This window comes from Ornithinibacillus gellani (assembly GCF_003730295.1).
Taxonomy (GTDB): domain Bacteria; phylum Bacillota; class Bacilli; order Bacillales; family Amphibacillaceae; genus Ornithinibacillus_A; species Ornithinibacillus_A gellani.
This window is the reverse complement of sequence record NZ_QTSZ01000037.1, coordinates 232,754-251,590: the sequence shown is the minus strand read 5'-3', so window position 1 is coordinate 251,590 and position 18,837 is coordinate 232,754. Positions and strand designations below refer to the sequence as shown.

The window sequence follows — 18,837 nt, the reverse complement described above, 5'->3', positions numbered from 1 at the left end:
TTTAAATTGGAAAGTAGCTATTGGAAGGAGGGGGACTCATGGCCGAAGAAAAATCTTCTCAAACCAAAGACACAGAGCTAACGCTGGAACAGGCAAAAGATGTCCTGGTTGAGATGGGGAAAAAACGTGGAACATTGGCTTATGAAGAGATCGCGGATCGCTTGTCCCATTATGAAATTGAATCGGATCAGATGGATGAATTTTATGAGTACCTTGGAGAGCAGGGAGTCGAAGTTATTGGCGAATCAGATGAGGATCCAAATATGAAGGAAATATCCAAAGAAGAGGAATTTGATGTTAGCGATCTAAGTGTTCCTTTGGGAATTAAAATAAATGACCCTGTTCGCATGTATTTAAAAGAAATTGGTCGAGTGGATTTATTATCTGCCGATGAAGAAGTTGCATTAGCAACTCGAATCGAAGCTGGAGATGAAGAAGCTAAAAGACGATTGGCCGAAGCTAATTTACGTTTGGTTGTTAGTATTGCGAAACGCTATGTTGGTCGTGGTATGCTATTCTTGGATTTAATTCAAGAAGGTAATATGGGTCTCATGAAGGCTGTGGAGAAATTTGATCACAGCAAAGGGTTTAAATTTAGTACCTATGCAACTTGGTGGATTCGTCAAGCAATAACTCGAGCAATTGCTGACCAAGCCCGGACTATTCGTATTCCAGTTCATATGGTGGAAACAATCAATAAGTTGATTCGTGTTCAGCGCCAATTGTTACAAGATCTTGGTCGTGAACCAACACCAGAAGAAATCGGTAAAGAAATGGAATTAACTCCTGATAAAGTCCGTGACATCCTTAAAATAGCACAAGAACCGGTTTCGCTTGAAACACCAATCGGTGAGGAAGATGACTCACATTTGGGTGACTTTATTGAAGATCAGGAAGCGGTATCGCCGTCTGATCACGCAGCATATGAGTTATTGAAAGAACAGTTGGAAGATGTATTAGATACGCTTACAGACCGTGAAGAAAATGTGCTTCGACTTCGTTTCGGTTTGGATGATGGCCGTACAAGAACATTGGAAGAGGTTGGAAAAGTATTTGGCGTGACAAGGGAAAGAATTCGTCAAATAGAAGCGAAAGCGTTACGTAAACTTAGACACCCTAGTAGAAGTAAACGACTAAAGGATTTCTTGGAATAAACCACAAGATAGCTAATTGATTTAACTATACAACTGTGCAAGGCTAATGTACCGACTGTTGTTACAAAGTAGGCTCCTTGCACTTTTGTATGTTATTTCAGCACAAAGTAAGAATAAAGTTCTTTATCAACGTATGGTACCGTTTTCATGATTTGATATTCATTTTACTAAATATGAAATGGTTTTGCAAATTTGTTTTGATTTTTTAACATAAATGCATTCATGAGACAGATGATATAAAACTTTTAATTGTGAACGAATCGTGAACAGTCGGAAATTGTTTTACTGTTCATGCTGATTATTGGTATAATATGTACTGGTTTTACTTCAATTTTTAATTTTTATTATATCTTTCCCTTTAAACAATTGTAGTTATCGAGTAATATAAAGATAGCTTGTCATTATCATCATGTTTTATGGGAATACATAAGGAGGAAGCAAAATGAGCAGTAAGAACCCTGTTATCCCTTATGCAATTATTGCTGTTGTGGGGATCTTAGCAGTAATATTCATTTCTGTGATCGGTGTAAATCAGCGTGAAGAAATTAACAATGCTGCTGAGGGCGGAGAAGAACAGGCTGAAGGCGGAGAAGTTGCAGCGCCGGAAGAGATTTTTGAGAAGAACTGCGCAATGTGTCACGGTTCAGATTTATCCGGTGGAAGTGCTCCAGATCTCACGAAGGTTGGAAATGATCATTCGGCTGATGAAATTAAAGAAATTATCATAAAAGGTACAGATGGCGGTATGCCTGGTGGCCTTGTTGGTGATGAAGAAGCCGCAGCATTGGCGGAATGGCTTGGTGAAAAAAAGTAAATGAATAAGTAGAAAAGCTTTCTGCCTAGAACAGAAAGCTTTTCTTTATTAAAACACGTTTTTTCGTAGGAGACGTATTACTGAATGAAAACCAATTTATTACTCCATACCTGTTGATGATTTACCTTATTAATATGCTTCCTGTTTTACTATTTTTTTATGTGATGATACGTTATGGTTAGCGAATATGAATGTATGATAATAATTCTATGCAAGGGGTAAATAATGAGTAAACAAATAAAGCTTTCTAAACGATTGCAATTAGTTGCGAGCCTACTGCCCAAAGGCGCAAATTTTGCTGATATTGGTTCAGATCACGCCTACCTACCTTGTTTTGTTTGTATGAATGATCCAACAGCCCACGCAATATCAGGTGAAATTAATCAAGGACCATATGAAAGTGCAAAACAAACCGTTCTGGCTTATAACCTTACACAACGTGTAGATGTTAGGCTGGGAGATGGGTTATCTATTCTAGACGATAATGAGGTAAATGAAATTGTAATAGCGGGGATGGGGGGATCGTTAATTACGTCCATTCTGGAAGCGGGTAAAAAGAAACTAGATAAAGTAGACCGAATAATTGTCCAACCAAACATAGATGAGCGAAGTGTACGTCAATGGTTTATGGATAATGGATACACAATTGAATCGGAAAAGCTACTTGAAGAGAATGGTCATTTATATGAAATCATTTGTGCCAGAAAGAATCATGATCAACAATCACTGGAACTTTCTGAAAAGGATTTGTTGTTTGGACCTATTTTACGGAAAAATAAAAGTAATGATTTTATGAATAAATGGTTGGCCATATATAAAAAACAGCAACGGATAATAAAGCAGATGGAACATTCAGTGCATGCGTCGGAGAAAAGAGTAAATCAATTTAAAGCAGAATGCAAATGGATGGAGGAGGAGCTGCAAATTGCCAAAAAACTGGACAAATAAAGATGTATTTCAAATCATGGAAGATTGGGCACCAGCGCATCTCGCTTATGATTGGGATCATGTCGGTCTACAGGTTGGCTCTTATAAGCAAGAGGTAAGTAAAATATTGGTTACGCTTGACGTTGTAGAACCTGTAGTGGATGAGGCAATCGAAAAGGGGATCGATTTAATTATCGCACATCACCCTTTACTTTTTAAAGCAATTCATACACTGGACATGGATTCACAAAAAGGAAGAATCATCCAGAAACTGATTCAACACGGAATTTCTGTGTTCGCAGCTCATACGAATTTAGATATTGCTGCCGGTGGTGTAAATGATATGTTAGCGGATTGCTTAAATTTACAACACCGTAAGCCCCTAGTTGTAACTTACCAAGAGCCATTATATAAATTAGCAGTGTATGTACCTGAAACACATATTGAACAGATTCTTGATGCGTTTGCTGTGCATGGTGCAGGCCATATTGGAAATTATAGTCATTGCAGTTTTCAAACGAAAGGTATCGGAACGTTTAAACCATTAGAAGACACCATTCCATTTATCGGAACACCACATCAGTTGGAAGAGGTCGCAGAAAAAAAGGTGGAAACAATTGTACCACAACGTTTGCTTCACGATACATTGGCTGCTGTGATAGCTGCCCATCCGTATGAAGAACCGGCATATGATATATATCCATTACAAAATAAAACAAATAATTTAGGCTTGGGAAGAATTGGTATGCTGCCAAAAGAAATGACGACCGCAGAATTATGTTCAGTTGTCAAATCAGCTTATCAAGTAGACAATCTACGTATTGCAGGTAATTTAGAGTCCTCAGCTACATGTGTTGCTATACTTGGGGGGAGTGGGGAGAAATATATTGATGCTGCGATCCGAGCAGGAGCTGATGCATTTATTACTGGAGATTTGTCCTTCCACCCAGCTTTAGATGGTAAATTGGATGGAATAACTTTAATTGATCCTGGACATCACGTTGAAAAAGTGATGATTAATGGGACGGTATCTTATTTGAAAGCACAGCTTCATCAAACCGAAATAGAAGTGTTAGGCTCAAATGTTGATACAGAACCATTTACATTTATTTAGTATCTAGAAATGAGATATATTAGTCGCCAGTTATCAAAATATTGTATTTCGGTAGCTTGGCAAAAGGAGTTTTCAGATGAAAAACCAATCGTTTGATTCATTCGATTTTAAACCGCTAATTAAACAAGCTGTGGAGCAACTGCATTTTATTAAACCAACAGAAATCCAGCAGGAGTTAATACCGGCGATTTTAAATGGGCAGAGTGTTATCGGACAATCTCAGACGGGATCTGGGAAAACACATGCATTCTTACTGCCCTTGTTCAATCAACTGAAGGAACAAAGTAAGGATGTTCAACTTGTATTGACCGCGCCGACTAGAGAGTTAGCCAGTCAAATCTTTGATGAAGTAAAACGTATGATTCAATACACGAATAAAGAAGAAGTATGGACGGCAAAACTGCTTATCGGCGGAACGGACAAGCAACGGATGCAGGACAAGCTGAAAACTGCACCTGATATTATTGTAGGTACCCCTGGCAGAATTTTGGATATGGTTGAAAGTGGTGCAGTTTCTATATTTTCTGCAACAGCATTTGTTATTGATGAAGCAGATTTAATGTTAGATATGGGTTTTATTAGTGATATTGATAAATTATTGGTTCGCTCTCATTCGGATGTACAGCTGCTTGTCTTCTCAGCTACCATTCCAACACGTTTAGAGCATTTCTTTAAAAAATATTTGGAGAATCCATTGTATGTCAAAATCGATCAAAAGATATCTCCTGAATTAATGGAACATCGAATGATTGATTTACGTCATCGTGATGCAGCAAAGGTTATTAAACATCTTTCCACTGTAATACAGCCTTATTTGGCCATTATTTTTACAAATGGAAAAGATAATGCGGATCAATTGGCGGAGAAGTTGCAGCAGCAAGGACTGGATGTGGGTCTACTTCATGGTGGTTTAACACCAAGACAAAGAAAACGAGTCGTTAAAGAAATACAGAATCTACGGTATCAATATGTTGTATGCACAGACTTAGCTTCGAGAGGGATTGATATTAAAGGAGTTAGTCATGTCATCAATGCGCAATTGCCAAAAGAGGAGCCCTTTTATATACATCGTAGCGGTAGAACAGCTCGTGCAGGACTAGAAGGTACAGTGATAAGTTTGTACACAGAACAAGATATACCGATGTTAAAGTTGCTTGAAAAAAGAGGGTTATCATTTGTGTATTGTGATGTAAAAGATGGGGAATGGACGGATGCCAAACCATGGAATAAACGCCAGTTAAGAACACAAACGGCAACGGATTTGGATAAAGAAGCATGGAAAAGGGTAAAAAAACCAACAAAGGTTAAACCTGGTTATAAGAAAAAAATGAAAAAGCAGCAAGAAGCAATCAAAAAGCAATTGCAAAAGAAAGAGAAATCAAATAGAAATCGAAGAAAATAATTTGGGGAGAGTGTTTGCTTTGTTAAAAATAGGTTCTCATGTTTCCATGAGTGGAAAGAAAATGCTATTGGGTGCGAGTGAGGAAGCAGCGAGCTATGGTGCAAATACGTTTATGATTTATACTGGTGCACCACAAAATACACGTAGAAAAGCAATTGAAGAATTAAACATTGAAGCAGGTCAAGCACATATGAAAGAGCATGGCATGCAGGATATGGTTGTTCATGCACCATATATCATAAATATTGCTAATACGGTTAAACCCGAGACCTTTGATTTAGGTGTTCGTTTCCTGAGAAGTGAGATAGAAAGAACAGCTGCACTTGGGGGAAAACAAATCGTATTACATCCAGGTGCTCATGTTGGCGCGGGAGATGTGGCTGGCATTAAAAAAATCATTGAAGGTATAAATGAAGTCCTTGTAAAAGAAGATGATGTACAAATTGCGCTGGAAACAATGGCTGGTAAAGGTACTGAAATTGGACGAAGCTTTGATGAACTTGCGCGAATCATTGATGGGGTTACCCATAATGAAAAGCTATCTATTTGCCTGGATACCTGCCATATTCATGATGCTGGTTATGACGTTGTAAACGACTTTGATGGTGTCTTAAATGAATTTGATCATATTATTGGTGTAGATCGAATTAAGGTTGTACATGTCAATGACAGTAAAAATGAACGTGGTGCAGGAAAGGACCGTCACGAAAATATTGGTTTTGGTCATATTGGTTTTGATGCCTTACATGGTGTGATTAACCACCCACAATTAAAAGAATTACCGAAGATTTTAGAAACACCATATGTAGGGGAAGATAAGAAAAACAAAAAACCACCTTATCAATTTGAAATCAAGATGATCAAAGACGGCAATTTTGATCCAAATCTAAAAGAAAAAATAATGGAGCAAGCATAAATAAATAAAACAGCACCTTACTAGGGTGCTGTTTTATTTATACGATGACTTATTCAAAAAGCGACTCCACACCATAAGATTGGACGATTTCATAAAATAAACGTTCTGCTTTTGCAGCCGTCTGTTCATTCGTAATAGCGGCAAGTTCCCTTAGCATGTTTTTTCTACCTTGTATTGAAAATAAATCCAATGGTTGGGTTTGTATATAGTGGATAATCTGACTAGCCTCCTGATCAGTCAATGAGAAGCCATAGGTATTGCCATAATGTATGAGGTCTCTTTTCTTTAGCTGTTTTACCTTCATTAAAATTAGTTCTTGAATAAATTTCGACATGAACAAAGCTCCTTTTATTTGATTGGTGCTATTATATGCAGCAACATACTCGTAATGTCACCAGAAAAAATGACATTAACATATAATGGTTGTCCAAAAAATAACATCATAATTCAACCGCTGTCTTCACAAACTATACTTGCACCTCAATACGATAAAGGAGGTCTTGTATATGGAGCCGTGGGATATGAAAAATCCTGATGACACAAAAGACGGACGTGCACAAGGTAATGGAGAACCAAGAAAACCAATTACCTATGATGCGCCTGAAAACATTACCGCATTTAGCAAACGAGAAGAAGAAACAGCGGCTGAATTAACACCAGACAGGGCAGATTTTCGTCAAGCTGATTCTGATACGGATGATGCGCATGTAAGTGGTAAAGCAATGGGTTGGATAGCGATTGCTTTATCTGCGATATCCTTTTTCTGGCTGCCAATTATCTTGGGAGCGGCAGGGATTATTGTAGGTTTTGTAGCAAGAAGTCGTCATGCGGAGACGCTTGGTACGATTGCAATCGTTGCTGGTGCAGTAGCAATTGTACTTCGATTGTTTATCGCACCATTTACCTTTTGACTTTAAAACAAATATCAATACCAGTACATCCCGTGGAACGAAAGCATTGTTTCCACGGGTTTTTTTATAATTTTTATTGAACTATTTTAAGAAGACAATTGTTATTCCGTATTTTCCCCAGCGTGGTATAATGGGAAATAGTAGTACGTATGTGCTTGCAGCTCATTTGGATTTACATTCGGATTCAACATCATAAAATCTGCTCTCATCTGCTCTACATTCATCAAAAAAATATGTGGTGCATTTATTTGCTCAATGATGGTAAGGAAAGAATCACCTGGCAGTACCTTTTGCTTAATAACGACAAAGGCTACGTGTTTGATAGAAGCAGATTCTTCGTTTTCTTGACGTTTTGGGGTGGACCCAATTGTTAAATCTTTATATATACTTGTAAGTACGAGAAATATTAATACATATAAACTTAACCTTTTTAAGAAGCGCAATAAAATTTCTCCTTTTAGTGAAACATTCTGTAAGGGTATTGCGTATAAGTAGTGAAAGGTAAGGAGGGGGACATATTGGAAATATTTTCTCATGATTGGATCGGGTTATTAATTACTGGTTTTGCAACGATGTTTTTAATTGGTGAAATACTTGTCAATATGAGAGGATTATTCGCTTTATTAGGAATCGGTTTTATAACTGTATATTTTTCTGTTTACTTAGAGACAGGTTCTCTTATGCTTATGCTTATTATTTATTTCATTGGTTTATTACTGATTATTATTGATGGTAAATTGCTCAACGATGGTACATTGGCAACATTAGGGGTTGCCAGTATGTTTATCGCCGTCGCATTACCAGCACCTTCCTTTGTAGCAGGTATGTACGGGGTGCTTGGCGTCCTGCTTGGTGGTGCAGGTTCATTGCTTTTCCTTAAGGTATTTAAGAGAAGAGAGATGTGGACAAAGATTGCTTTGACAGATCAGCTCTCCACAGAAGCCGGTTATAATTCCTTAAGTGAGGAATATGCTGCATTAATCAATCAAACGGGGGAAACACTGAATGATTTTCGACCTGTAGGTACGTTAAGAATTAATAATAAAGATTATAGTGCGGTATCCAATGGACAATGGATTCCGAAACATACAAAGGTAAAAGTTGTTCAAGTAGATGGAACAAAGATTATGGTAGAAGAACTGACAGATTGATTCAATAATTGATTTTACCGGTAGAAGATGATATTCAACTTCTGCCGGTTTTTATTTTGTTTATAGAAAATACTAATGACAATATGAACCGATTGTTAAATGATTGTAAAGTTTGTTAGCGTACCATTTACAAATGGACTAGCATGCAGAATAATGAAATCATACATAACTACATGATTATCGAAAGGAAGTCGCAACCAGTGGATATTGATGTACAGAGATTATTATTTGATTTTTTGGGTGGACTCGGGATTTTCTTGCTTGGAATTAAATTTATGGGGGAAGGATTACAGAAATCAGCTGGCGATCGTCTTCGTGATATACTTGATCGATTTACGAGTAATCCTTTTCTGGGTGTACTGGCTGGTATAGTCGTAACGGTGCTAATACAGAGTAGCTCTGGGACAACGGTATTAACTGTTGGATTGGTTAATGCAGGTTTTATGACATTAAGACAAGCTATCGGTGTAATTATGGGTGCTAACATCGGTACTACTGTTACAGCATTCATTATTGGTTTTGACCTTGGGGCATATTCTTTACCAATCATAGCTGTAGGAAGCTTTTTAATTTTATTCTTTAAAAACCAAAAAATAAATGCATTGGGACAGGCTGTCTTTGGTTTTGGAGCATTATTCTTTGGTCTGGATTTGATGAGTAGCGGAATGTCGCCATTACGTGATTTGGAAACTTTTCATGAACTTACCCAAAGTATGAGTAATAGTCCTATTTTAGGAGTAGTAATTGGTACAGTGTTTACCTTAATTGTACAGAGCTCCAGTGCAACAATTGGTATTTTACAGGGATTATTTACCGAAGGGGCAATAGAGCTAAAAGCAGCAATCCCAGTGTTGTTTGGAGATAATATTGGTACAACCATCACAGCTATATTAGCTGCAATTGGCACAAGTGTTGCTGCGAAGCGTGCTGCTTTAACCCATGTGATTTTCAACGTCATTGGTACAGTCGTATTCATGCTATTGCTTGGAATTTTCACGGTTTATATTGGGTATCTACAGCAGGCGTTGGATCTAAATCCTGCGATGACCATTGCTTTTGCGCATGGAAATTTCAACATCATGAATACCATTATCCAGTTTCCGTTTATAGGTGCTTTGGCATGGCTGGTAACTAAAATCATCCCAGGTAAGGATGTACTGATTGAGTATAATCCAAAGCACTTGGATCCAATTTTTGTACAGCAATCTTCAGCACTAGCATTGGATCAAGCAAAAGCCGAATTAATTCGTATGGGAGAATATGCATTTCAAGGTCTAGAAGAAACGAATGCATATCTGACTAGCCATCAGCAAAAACACGCTGAAATGGCTAGACAAATAGAAGGTGCATTAAATAATTTAGATCGGCATATTACCAATTATTTAGTTGATATTTCACGCGGATCCATGTCTGAACTGGAAAGTGAAAAGCATACTGCATTAATGGATACGGTGAGGGATATTGAAAGAATTGGTGACCATTTTGAAAATATTATTGAATTAATTGATTTTAAAATTTCTAATAAAGTTGTCATTACCGAGCAGGCCCAGGAAGACTTGAATAATATGTTTGATTTAACGATTCTTACGGTGAAACAAGCCATTAAAGCACTTGACACCATGGATCGTGAAGAAGCACTTGCTGTTGTACAGAAAGAAGATAAAATTGATAAGATGGAAGGCGTATATCGTAAAAAACATATCATTCGCGTAAATGAAGGCGTATGTGATGCCTCAGCAGGCATTGTATTCGTAGACATAATCAGTAATTTAGAACGTATTGGTGACCATGCAGTTAACATAGCGGAAGAAGTATTGAGTTAATGTATAAGGAGCTGACTAACGCAGCTCCTTATTTGTAAATTTCGGAAATGAAAACACTTTTAACACAGATGAACAGCCAGTAGAGACCTGTTTGAAATTTTTATCGACACGCTAAATAACGGAATTACTTTCCGCTGTTAGGAGACTAAACGGTCTTGAATTGTAAGGTTATTTATATTTTTATTGTCTCATCATCAAGAATATAATATCTTTTGCATTTTAACTATTGAAAACAAGTTTTGAAAGTGCTATAGTATTAATTGTTGTTTCAAACACATGTTTTTAATGAACTTAAATAAATGATTGACAGAAATCATTCTACATGGTAAATTTAATTTCGTTGTTATCCTTTCGACAATTATTTTAAGCCAAGATTTCGTAATGAATCATATCTTCCATACCAACCTGGAAATTAATGGCGGCGTAGCTCAGCTGGCGAGAGCGTACGGTTCATACCCGTGAGGTCGTGGGTTCGATCCCCTCCGCCGCTATCCTAATCATCACACCTATGGCGATCGTGGCGAAGTGGTTAACGCACCGGATTGTGGCTCCGGCAGACGTGGGTTCGATCCCCATCGATCGCCCCATACATAATAGCTATTCGGACCCTTAGCTCAGTTGGTTAGAGCTATCGGCTCATAACCGATCGGTCGCAGGTTCGAGTCCTGCAGGGTCCACCATTAAAACTCGGAGGAATACCCAAGTCTGGCTGAAGGGATCGGTCTTGAAAACCGACAGGGGTGTCAAAGCCCGCGGGGGTTCGAATCCCTCTTCCTCCTCCATTTTATTTAAGTAATACATATTTTGTGGAATATCAATGAATGTTCGATGAAAGAACTCTGACATCAGAATTGCAACAAAAAAATCTAATATTACATGGCTCGGTAGCTCAGTCGGTAGAGCAAAGGACTGAAAATCCTTGTGTCGGCGGTTCGATTCCGTCCCGAGCCACTTTTTTAACAAGCGAAAACGCTTGTTTTTTTATGCTGTTTTTATGCAAACCGACAACATATGCGTAAAATATGGAAGAAATATTGGAAAAGCTTATTCCCATCATATAAAAAACTGGAATAATAAATCATGATTATGCCATATAGATACTGTCTTTCTAAACAAGGAAGCCAATGTAACTCGTAGACCGCCATGAAGCTTGGAAGGATAAGGAGGACGGATAATTGAATGGCTTTAACCCTAAAGTGTAGGATTTGTGTGTCTGTAGACATGTGCGTATCAACATGCATATGATTTGCAACCTAAGTGCTGCTTTGATAATCTGAATAGGAAAGGGTGAATTTTCATTCCTTTTTAATATCCAAATTATTAGAGGAGGAATTATAATGGCATTTGAATTACCAGAACTACCTTATGCATATGATGCACTAGAACCTACAATTGACAAAGAAACCATGAACATTCACCATACAAAGCATCATAACACGTATGTGACGAATCTAAATGGTGCATTGGAAGGTCATGCTGATCTACAATCTAAATCATTGGAAGACTTAATCAGCAATTTAGATGCTGTACCAGCAGATATCCGTACCGCTGTAAGAAACAATGGTGGGGGACATGCTAACCACAGCCTATTCTGGAAAACTCTTTCACCAAACGGTGGCGGAAATCCTTCTGGTGAATTAGCAGAAAAAATTGATGCAAAGTTTGGTAGCTTTGATAAATTTAAAGAAGCATTTGAAACTGCTGCAAAAACGCGCTTTGGATCCGGTTGGGCATGGCTCGTTCTTGATAATGGAGAAATAGATGTAATTAGTACTCCTAACCAAGATAACCCTCTAATGGAAGGTAAAACTCCTTTACTAGGATTAGACGTGTGGGAGCATGCTTATTATTTAAAATATCAAAACAAGCGTCCTGAATATTGCGCAGCATTCTGGAATGTTGTAAATTGGGATGAAGTTGCTAAGAACTACAATGAAGCTAAATAATTTTCATTAAAAATATAGGAGCATATCCACTTGGATATGCTCCTATTGCTTTAAAGGATTGGTGCTGAATAAATCATAATTCCTATGAAATATTGTATATCCATATCTGTTTTGCCAACACTAATGAAAGATGAAAAGGGGCAATTCAGATATGAATAAAATGGTTCAATCATTTATGAGTCGTCATGAAATTAATCGGGATTTAGTCATCTTGCTTGTTATTGGTGGATTATATTCATTGGGAATATTTCTGTCTAATACTTTTGTCAATATCTACCTATGGCGTCAGGCGGGGGACTACATGACAATTGCTATGTATAACTTAGCAATTTTTTTATTTCAACCACTTTCTTTTTATATCGCTGGTAAAATGGCTAAGCGCATCGAAAGGGTTATTGTGTTACGAATGGGAGTCATTTTTTTATCATTATTTTTCATCATCGTCCTCTTACTCGGTGAACAAGCAGCAACGTATAACTTTATGCTTGGTATTGTGTTGGGAATTGGATACGGCTTTTATTGGTTGGCTTATAATGTATTGACATTTGAAATTACGGAGCCGGAAACAAGAGATTTCTTTAATGGCTTTCTCGGTATATTACAATCCTTTGGAGGTATGGCTGGACCAATTGCTGCGGGATATATCATTACGCAGTTACCTGAGGCAACAGGATATACGTGGATATTTAGTATTTCATTTATGCTATTCATCATTGCTGTTGTTTGCAGCTTTTTCCTTAGACGCAGACACGCAGAGGGAAGATTTTATTTCAAAAGGATTTTAGATGAAAGACATCATAATAAAAATTGGCAACGTATATTGTATGCCCATTTTTTTCAGGGATTGCGTGAAGGTATCTTTGCATTTGTAATTACCATTTGGGTTTACTTAATAACAAAGAGTGAATTTTATCTTGGCGTATTTAATTTAGCTTTTTCCGGGATGTCTTTGTTGGTTTATTTTGTTGCAATTAAATTAATTACTCCAACGAAAAGAAAAATATTTATTTTATATGGCAGCTTGGTTTTATATGCATCCCTATTTATCATTTTATATCGAATGAACTACCAATCGCTCATAATATATGCGGTAATTATCGGCATAGCCTATCCATTAATTAATGTACCTTATGCATCCCTAACATATGATGTTATTGGCAAGGCATGGAAAGCAAAGGAAATGCGAATTGAATACATTGTGATTCGGGAATTGTTCATAAATCTAGGCAGGGTGCTGTCCATTTCCGTTTTTATTGTATCTGCCATCTTTTTAGATATAGAAAGGGTTATTCCATATTTACTTATTTTATTTGGAGTTGGACATTTAATGATTTACCCCCTTATCAAAAACATTTACTTACAAACGACAGAAGAAAAAGAGTTACTCGTAAAGGAACAATTATCTGATGAAAAAAATCGTTAATCATAAAGATAAAAAAGATGTTATAATGTAATAGGTAAATTCAAGGGGGAGAAAAATATGATAAAGAAAAAGAAGAAAAAAGCACAACTTCCATTTCGATTAAATATTTTATTCTTTATTGTATTTTTGATGTTCTCTGTTTTGATCATCCAGCTTGGAGTTGTTCAAATTCTAAATGGTGAGAAATATGAAGAAGAAATCAATAAAACAGTGAAGGATACAACGAAAATTCCAGTACCACGTGGAAAGATATATGATCGGAATCATGATTTAGTCGTGGATAATAAACCACTATATTCCATAACCTATACCCCGCCAAAGGGTGTACAGGCAAAGGATAAATTAGAGCTTGCTCAAAAGTTATCGAATTATATTACGATGTATGATACGACCGATAAAAAAGATAAAAAAGCTAAATTAAAGTCTATTTCGGAACGTCAACGTAAGGAGTACTGGTATTTGCTACATGAAGAAGAGGCTGTGGCAAAATTGAAAGACGGTGAACTTGAAAAACTGTCGAACGCTGAACAATATAAGACGATTTTAAAGCGAATAACAGACGAAGAACTTGCTGAAATAACAGAGAAGGATGAACATATCATCCTGATAAAAAGAGAATTAGACAAAGCCTATTCTTTAACACCGCAGATTGTTAAGAACGAAAATGTGACCTCCGAGGAATATGCCAAGGTTGCCGAGCATCTGGATGAATTACCTGGTATTAACGCGACAACCGATTGGAACCGAGAGTATCTGTATGATGAAACATTCAAAAATATACTCGGAAATATTTCTACTGAAAAAATTGGCTTACCTGCTGAAAAGCTTCAGTATTATCTTGCAAAAGGATACAGTCGTAACGATAGAGTTGGTACGAGTGGATTAGAAGAGCAATATGAGGATGTGTTAAGAGGACGTAAGGAACAAATACAATATTCAACCAATAAAAATGGAAAAATTGTCGACACAAAAACCGTTGTAAAAGGGGAACGAGGTAAAGATCTCGTCCTAACTGTTGATATGGAATTCCAGGAAAAAGTAGATGAGGTTGTTCGTAAAGAGCTTAAAACTGCAATCAACAAGTTCCCGTATCAAAATAGATTTTTAGAGGATGCACTTGCAGTTGTGCTTAATCCTCAAACGGGTGAGATTCTCGCAGTTTCAGGACAGCATTATGATCGGGATGAAAAGAAATTTGTCGATAATTCCTACCGCACCTTATATGATGCACACCGTCCTGGTTCAACCGTAAAAGGTGCCAGCGTACTGGCAGGCTATCAATCCGGTGTCATTTCGCCAGGGGATGCTTTTTATGACCGACCATTAAAAATTGCTGGAACGAAAAAGATGGGTTCTTGGATGAATCTAGGGTATGTGAACGATTTGGATGCCCTAAGAAGATCTTCTAACGTTTACATGTTTTATATTGCCCTTCGTATGGGCGGAGATTATCGGAATCCATTTCCAAATAACGCTTCTGTTAAATTTAATAATAGTGCGTTTCAGGAAATGCGTAATTATTTTTATCAGTTTGGACTCGGTGTAAAAACAGGAATCGATTTTCCTTTTGAATCAACAGGATATGTTGGACAAACTCCACAAGCTGGTAATTTATTACACTTTGCAATTGGACAGTATGATACCTATACCCCTATGCAATTGGCCCAATATGTTGCCACAATTGCAAATGATGGCTATCGTGTTCGACCACATTTTTTAAAGGAAATACGGAATCCCGATGGTAATGCGGAAGATGAATTGGGTACCATTTATCGAAGCAAAAATACAGAAGTGCTTAATCGAGTTGAAATGGATAGTAGTTATATCAAACGAGTTCAAGAAGGTTTCCGTCAAGCACTGCAATCTCCAGGTGGTACGGGATATAGTTATTTTGCGAATAAGGACTATAAACCTGCTGGTAAAACAGGTACAGCGGAGAACGAAGTATTTGTAAATGGGAATAAAATTTATACTGAGAATTTATCGTTAATTGGTTATGCACCATATGACGAGCCGGAAATTGCCTTTGCTGTAATCGTCCCTTATTTAGGCAGTGTACGTGGCCAGCATCCAATCCAGCATAAGATAGGTGAGGGGATTTTAGATACGTATTTTGAATTGAAGAAAGAACGTGATCAAGGCGAAGAGAAGGCGAAGGATACAAAAGAGGAAGAAACAGATTCAGATGAATAAGTAATGAATAAAGCAGCATTTCCCAAAATGGAAATGCTGCTTTAAGTTATTTTGTAAGTAATTTAGCTATTTCATTAAACGTCATATCGCTATTTACTTTAAAGTTACCCAGCTGAATCTTTAAGCTGTAACCTTCATCTTCCAAGTATTTATTGAATTTCGAGCCATCCTTGATGACTTTATTTTCTTCTAGTAAATCACCAATTGTAGAAGAAGGCATACCTGATTCAATTTTTAAGGTGTATGTAACAACCTTATCTTTATCATCTTTCTTGTCATCTTTTTTATCTGTTTTTTCATGTTCAGATGTTTTATCTTTTGTATTGTCTTCTTTCTTGTCTGTTTCTTTCTTACTGTTATCTTTCGAATCGGTTGTCTGGTCGTCTTTTGCTTGATCCTGCTTGTCATCTTTATCCGTTTTCTCTGTATCTTCATTGGCTTTTTGTTGTTCATCATCTTTTTGTAACGACAAAGCAATGTACTCGGATTCTGACATGACACGGTACCCTTCATCCTTCATAATATTTATCATATCATCCACTGGATATTCTTCAGCTCTCTTTTCAGAGGTGTTAAAGAACAGGGATGATATTAGGATGATGAGTCCAGCAGCAAAGAGGCCTAAAGAAAATGCTCGTATCGGACTTCTCATCGTATTCACCTATCTTTGTATTAATAATTTTTTAGTATTGTTTGTATATCATGCACACTTAGATCTGTGTTTTTAGAGATATCTGTCGGAGAGTAACCTTGTTGTGATAGCTCATACACCTTTTGGATAAGCAGTGGTTGGAAATCCCTGCTTGCAACTTGCTGCGTATCAGTTGAGTTGGTTAGTAGCTCCTCTTCCAGAATTTTGATTTTCTTTTTCATTTGATATGCATCCTGCATGGTCGATATGGATAATTGTTCAATTTGACTTTCCAGACTTTCGAACCGATCATTCATAAAGAATGATAATATAAACAGTATCACAGCGATTGCGATAATCGCTATTCCAACATAAATCAACATTTTCTTGCCCTCCCAATTGTAATACAATACTCTATTATTTATACCATACAATTGGAAAAGTATAAACCATAAAAAATTTTCCTTTGTCTGTTGATAGAATGTTTAATATCTGCTATTATAATTAAGTCAGAGATGTATTTTTTACCGATAATGAAATGGTAAGATTTTATAGTTTGGAGGGAAAACCATGCGCGTTAACATTACATTAGCTTGCACTGAATCTGGTGAACGTAATTATATTACTACGAAAAACAAGCGTACAAATCCTGAGCGAATTGAGCTTATGAAATATTGCCCACGTTTGAAAAAACACACGCTTCATCGTGAAACAAAATAAGTATTGAAAAACCCTTGTATGTACATATCGAGGGTTTTTTTAATACCATCAATTTTTTTCTTATACTTTCGTCTTAAGGTATACTTTTGTTAGCGTGTAAACTTAATCATGGAGGCGGGCGTTTATGAATAAACAAGCATGGAGACAACAACTTATACATCAAATGCAAAGTCTAGATGTCAATTACCGTAAAACTATTGAAAAAAGAATGACGGAACAACTACTTGCATCCCCTTATTGGGAGAGCGCGGAAGTAATCGGTATTACGATATCGCAAGGCTTTGAGTGGGACACAAGAATGATTATTGAAGCAGGTTGGAATCAGGGAAAGAATATTTGTGTTCCGAAATGTAATCCAAAATCAAAAGAATTGGTATTTTATATAATAGAAAGCTATGATCAATTGGAAACCGTTTATTATAATTTATTAGAACCAATCCCAACAGATTCACATCGCGTCAACAAGACAAATATTAATTTACTTGTTGTGCCCGGACTTGTTTTTGATGAGCGTGGATATCGAATTGGTTTTGGTGGTGGATATTATGATCGTTTCCTCACTAATTTTCCAAATCAAACGGTGTCTCTTCTGCATCCCATGCAATTCACAAAAGAAATTCCAGCAGAGCCTTTCGACCGTAGCGTAGAGCATCTCATTATTTATGATGGGTGAGGGGGGAAGACGATGAATCGATATGCAAGACAAATTCTTTTTAAACCGATTGGAGAACAAGGACAGCGACGACTTGCTGAGAGTCGGGTGCTGGTAGTTGGGGTCGGTGCGTTAGGCACAGTAATTAGTAATCATTTGGTTCGAGCAGGTGTGGGGAATATTCGCCTAATTGACCGGGATGTTGTTGAAGCAAGTAATTTGCAAAGACAAATGTTATTTGATGAAAGCGATGTTGCCAATGCATTGCCAAAAGCGATTGCTGCCAAAGAAAAACTTTCTAACATCAATAGCCAAGTCCAGGTGGAAGCAATTGTCGGACATGTTTCTAATGAAAATATCGAAGAACTAACGAAAGATGTGGATATTGTATTAGATGGAACGGACAATTTTGCAACAAGATTTTTAATGAATGACATATGCTTTCAGCGTGGTATACCATACGCGTATGGTGGCGTAGTTAGTTCAAGAGGAATGACGGCGTTGTTTATACCGCATACAACTGCTTGTCTACGGTGTCATGTGAAAGAAGGTGCTGGAACAGGACAGACATGTGATACAGTAGGTGTGATTTCACCAGTTGTTGACATCATTTCATCATTGCAGGTAACGGAAGCTTTAAAATACCTGACTGGAAATCTGGATGCGCTACGTGGCACACTACAAACGATAGATATATGGGGAAATCAATCCTATGACATTAGCTTACAATCAAAGGATTCAGCATGTCCTGTTTGTACCCACGATACATTTCCTGCGCTAGAGCGAAGTCCATCATCAGACACCTCTGTTTTATGTGGAAGAAATACAGTACAAATCCATCAGAAACAAAGTATTGATTTAGCACAGTGGGGAAAACAACTGTCATCTATAGCAGATGTGAAACAAACACCATTTTTATTAAAAGCACACGTAGACGCTCAAAAAGAATTTGTTCTGTTCCCGGATGGCAGGGTACTTGTGCAAGGAACGGAAGACCCGATTGAAGCACGCGCATGGTACGACCGTTATATAGGTTCCTAATGCATAATATCCTATCATT

General features: G+C 37.3%; 19 protein-coding genes and 5 tRNA genes. 20 read left to right on the top strand and 4 right to left on the bottom strand.

What is annotated here, in order from left to right; translation table 11 throughout:
* The first annotated feature begins 38 nt into the window (after positions 1–38).
* The 6 genes from rpoD to DX933_RS11650 all read left to right on the top strand — a co-directional run bounded on the left by rpoD (position 39) and on the right by DX933_RS11650 (position 6,327).
* On the top strand, positions 39–1,154 hold the full coding sequence (gene rpoD / locus DX933_RS11675; RefSeq protein WP_123316604.1) for an RNA polymerase sigma factor RpoD: 1,116 nt from the start codon (positions 39–41) through the stop codon (positions 1,152–1,154).
* A 442-nt stretch (positions 1,155–1,596) separates the two neighbouring features.
* A complete protein-coding gene (cccA, locus tag DX933_RS11670; protein WP_123316603.1) occupies positions 1,597–1,968 on the top strand; it encodes a cytochrome c550 in 372 nt (123 codons plus the stop codon).
* 225 nt (positions 1,969–2,193) lie between these two features.
* Complete coding sequence (locus DX933_RS11665) at positions 2,194–2,916, top strand: tRNA (adenine(22)-N(1))-methyltransferase (protein ID WP_123316602.1); 723 nt, start codon at positions 2,194–2,196, stop codon at positions 2,914–2,916.
* Positions 2,894–4,009, top strand: coding sequence for a Nif3-like dinuclear metal center hexameric protein (locus DX933_RS11660; RefSeq protein ID WP_123316601.1), 1,116 nt, complete (start codon positions 2,894–2,896; stop codon positions 4,007–4,009). Before DX933_RS11665 ends, DX933_RS11660 begins: the two co-directional genes overlap by 23 nt.
* Before the next feature lie 76 nt (positions 4,010–4,085).
* Entirely contained in the window at positions 4,086–5,411 is a 1,326-nt protein-coding gene (locus DX933_RS11655; RefSeq protein WP_123316600.1) for a DEAD/DEAH box helicase, read from the top strand.
* A gap of 19 nt (positions 5,412–5,430) precedes the next feature.
* Positions 5,431–6,327, top strand: coding sequence for a deoxyribonuclease IV (locus DX933_RS11650; protein ID WP_123316599.1), 897 nt, complete (start codon positions 5,431–5,433; stop codon positions 6,325–6,327).
* Positions 6,328–6,376: 49 nt separating this feature from the next.
* Here the strand turns inward: DX933_RS11650 and DX933_RS11645 are convergent, their stop codons facing one another.
* Positions 6,377–6,661 carry a DUF2624 family protein gene (locus tag DX933_RS11645; RefSeq protein ID WP_123316598.1) on the bottom strand — a complete coding sequence of 95 codons (285 nt, stop codon included), beginning with the start codon at positions 6,659–6,661 and terminating at the stop codon, positions 6,377–6,379.
* A 172-nt stretch (positions 6,662–6,833) separates the two neighbouring features.
* Between DX933_RS11645 and DX933_RS11640 the strand changes: the two genes are divergently transcribed.
* Positions 6,834–7,238 (top strand): hypothetical protein, encoded by a 405-nt coding sequence (locus tag DX933_RS11640; RefSeq protein WP_123316597.1) that lies wholly within the window; start codon positions 6,834–6,836, stop codon positions 7,236–7,238.
* 101 nt (positions 7,239–7,339) lie between these two features.
* Here the strand turns inward: DX933_RS11640 and DX933_RS11635 are convergent, their stop codons facing one another.
* Complete coding sequence (locus DX933_RS11635) at positions 7,340–7,681, bottom strand: hypothetical protein (protein ID WP_123316596.1); 342 nt, start codon at positions 7,679–7,681, stop codon at positions 7,340–7,342.
* A gap of 75 nt (positions 7,682–7,756) precedes the next feature.
* Between DX933_RS11635 and DX933_RS11630 the strand changes: the two genes are divergently transcribed.
* The 10 genes from DX933_RS11630 to DX933_RS11585 all read left to right on the top strand — a co-directional run bounded on the left by DX933_RS11630 (position 7,757) and on the right by DX933_RS11585 (position 15,774).
* Positions 7,757–8,389 (top strand): NfeD family protein, encoded by a 633-nt coding sequence (locus DX933_RS11630; protein ID WP_123316595.1) that lies wholly within the window; start codon positions 7,757–7,759, stop codon positions 8,387–8,389.
* A 200-nt stretch (positions 8,390–8,589) separates the two neighbouring features.
* Positions 8,590–10,212, top strand: a complete 1,623-nt coding sequence (locus DX933_RS11625) for a Na/Pi cotransporter family protein (protein WP_123316594.1) — start codon at positions 8,590–8,592, stop codon at positions 10,210–10,212.
* A 417-nt stretch (positions 10,213–10,629) separates the two neighbouring features.
* A tRNA-Met gene (locus DX933_RS11620) sits at positions 10,630–10,703 on the top strand.
* Between the two features lie 20 nt (positions 10,704–10,723).
* Positions 10,724–10,799, top strand: a tRNA-His gene (locus DX933_RS11615).
* A 16-nt stretch (positions 10,800–10,815) separates the two neighbouring features.
* Positions 10,816–10,892, top strand: a tRNA-Ile gene (locus DX933_RS11610).
* Positions 10,893–10,901: 9 nt separating this feature from the next.
* Positions 10,902–10,994, top strand: a tRNA-Ser gene (locus DX933_RS11605).
* Between the two features lie 96 nt (positions 10,995–11,090).
* A tRNA-Phe gene (locus DX933_RS11600) sits at positions 11,091–11,163 on the top strand.
* Between the two features lie 386 nt (positions 11,164–11,549).
* Positions 11,550–12,158, top strand: coding sequence for a superoxide dismutase (locus DX933_RS11595; RefSeq protein ID WP_123316593.1), 609 nt, complete (start codon positions 11,550–11,552; stop codon positions 12,156–12,158).
* 151 nt (positions 12,159–12,309) lie between these two features.
* Entirely contained in the window at positions 12,310–13,581 is a 1,272-nt protein-coding gene (locus DX933_RS11590; RefSeq protein ID WP_123316592.1) for an MFS transporter, read from the top strand.
* Positions 13,582–13,638: 57 nt separating this feature from the next.
* Entirely contained in the window at positions 13,639–15,774 is a 2,136-nt protein-coding gene (locus DX933_RS11585; RefSeq protein ID WP_123316591.1) for a peptidoglycan D,D-transpeptidase FtsI family protein, read from the top strand.
* 46 nt (positions 15,775–15,820) lie between these two features.
* Here DX933_RS11585 and DX933_RS11580 read toward each other — a convergent pair whose 3' ends face one another.
* Together DX933_RS11580 and DX933_RS11575 are read right to left on the bottom strand one after the other, a co-directional pair.
* A complete protein-coding gene (locus DX933_RS11580) occupies positions 15,821–16,426 on the bottom strand; it encodes a hypothetical protein (RefSeq protein ID WP_123316590.1) in 606 nt (201 codons plus the stop codon).
* 20 nt (positions 16,427–16,446) lie between these two features.
* Positions 16,447–16,788 (bottom strand): hypothetical protein, encoded by a 342-nt coding sequence (locus DX933_RS11575; RefSeq protein WP_223805952.1) that lies wholly within the window; start codon positions 16,786–16,788, stop codon positions 16,447–16,449.
* Between the two features lie 187 nt (positions 16,789–16,975).
* Between DX933_RS11575 and rpmG the strand changes: the two genes are divergently transcribed.
* The 3 genes from rpmG to DX933_RS11560 all read left to right on the top strand — a co-directional run bounded on the left by rpmG (position 16,976) and on the right by DX933_RS11560 (position 18,818).
* Positions 16,976–17,125, top strand: a complete 150-nt coding sequence (gene rpmG, locus DX933_RS11570) for a 50S ribosomal protein L33 (RefSeq protein ID WP_089062448.1) — start codon at positions 16,976–16,978, stop codon at positions 17,123–17,125.
* Positions 17,126–17,249: 124 nt separating this feature from the next.
* Positions 17,250–17,798 (top strand): 5-formyltetrahydrofolate cyclo-ligase, encoded by a 549-nt coding sequence (locus DX933_RS11565; protein WP_123316589.1) that lies wholly within the window; start codon positions 17,250–17,252, stop codon positions 17,796–17,798.
* Positions 17,799–17,810: 12 nt separating this feature from the next.
* Positions 17,811–18,818 carry a ThiF family adenylyltransferase gene (locus DX933_RS11560; RefSeq protein ID WP_123316588.1) on the top strand — a complete coding sequence of 336 codons (1,008 nt, stop codon included), beginning with the start codon at positions 17,811–17,813 and terminating at the stop codon, positions 18,816–18,818.
* The last annotated feature ends 19 nt before the right edge of the window (positions 18,819–18,837 follow it).

Bases quoted from the DNA above. Each gene is read 5' to 3' on its own strand.
- DX933_RS11565 (WP_123316589.1), top strand. From the start codon at position 17,250: ATGAATAAACAAGCATGGAGACAACAACTTATACATCAAATGCAAAGT.
- DX933_RS11580 (WP_123316590.1), bottom strand. From the start codon at position 16,426: ATGAGAAGTCCGATACGAGCATTTTCTTTAGGCCTCTTTGCTGCTGGA.
- rpmG (WP_089062448.1), top strand. From the start codon at position 16,976: ATGCGCGTTAACATTACATTAGCTTGCACTGAATCTGGTGAACGTAAT.
- rpoD (WP_123316604.1), top strand. From the start codon at position 39: ATGGCCGAAGAAAAATCTTCTCAAACCAAAGACACAGAGCTAACGCTG.
- DX933_RS11645 (WP_123316598.1), bottom strand. From the start codon at position 6,661: ATGTCGAAATTTATTCAAGAACTAATTTTAATGAAGGTAAAACAGCTA.
- DX933_RS11575 (WP_223805952.1), bottom strand. From the start codon at position 16,788: ATGTTGATTTATGTTGGAATAGCGATTATCGCAATCGCTGTGATACTG.
- cccA (WP_123316603.1), top strand. From the start codon at position 1,597: ATGAGCAGTAAGAACCCTGTTATCCCTTATGCAATTATTGCTGTTGTG.
- DX933_RS11585 (WP_123316591.1), top strand. From the start codon at position 13,639: ATGATAAAGAAAAAGAAGAAAAAAGCACAACTTCCATTTCGATTAAAT.
- DX933_RS11595 (WP_123316593.1), top strand. From the start codon at position 11,550: ATGGCATTTGAATTACCAGAACTACCTTATGCATATGATGCACTAGAA.
- DX933_RS11665 (WP_123316602.1), top strand. From the start codon at position 2,194: ATGAGTAAACAAATAAAGCTTTCTAAACGATTGCAATTAGTTGCGAGC.
- DX933_RS11590 (WP_123316592.1), top strand. From the start codon at position 12,310: ATGAATAAAATGGTTCAATCATTTATGAGTCGTCATGAAATTAATCGG.
- DX933_RS11640 (WP_123316597.1), top strand. From the start codon at position 6,834: ATGGAGCCGTGGGATATGAAAAATCCTGATGACACAAAAGACGGACGT.
- DX933_RS11655 (WP_123316600.1), top strand. From the start codon at position 4,086: ATGAAAAACCAATCGTTTGATTCATTCGATTTTAAACCGCTAATTAAA.
- DX933_RS11560 (WP_123316588.1), top strand. From the start codon at position 17,811: ATGAATCGATATGCAAGACAAATTCTTTTTAAACCGATTGGAGAACAA.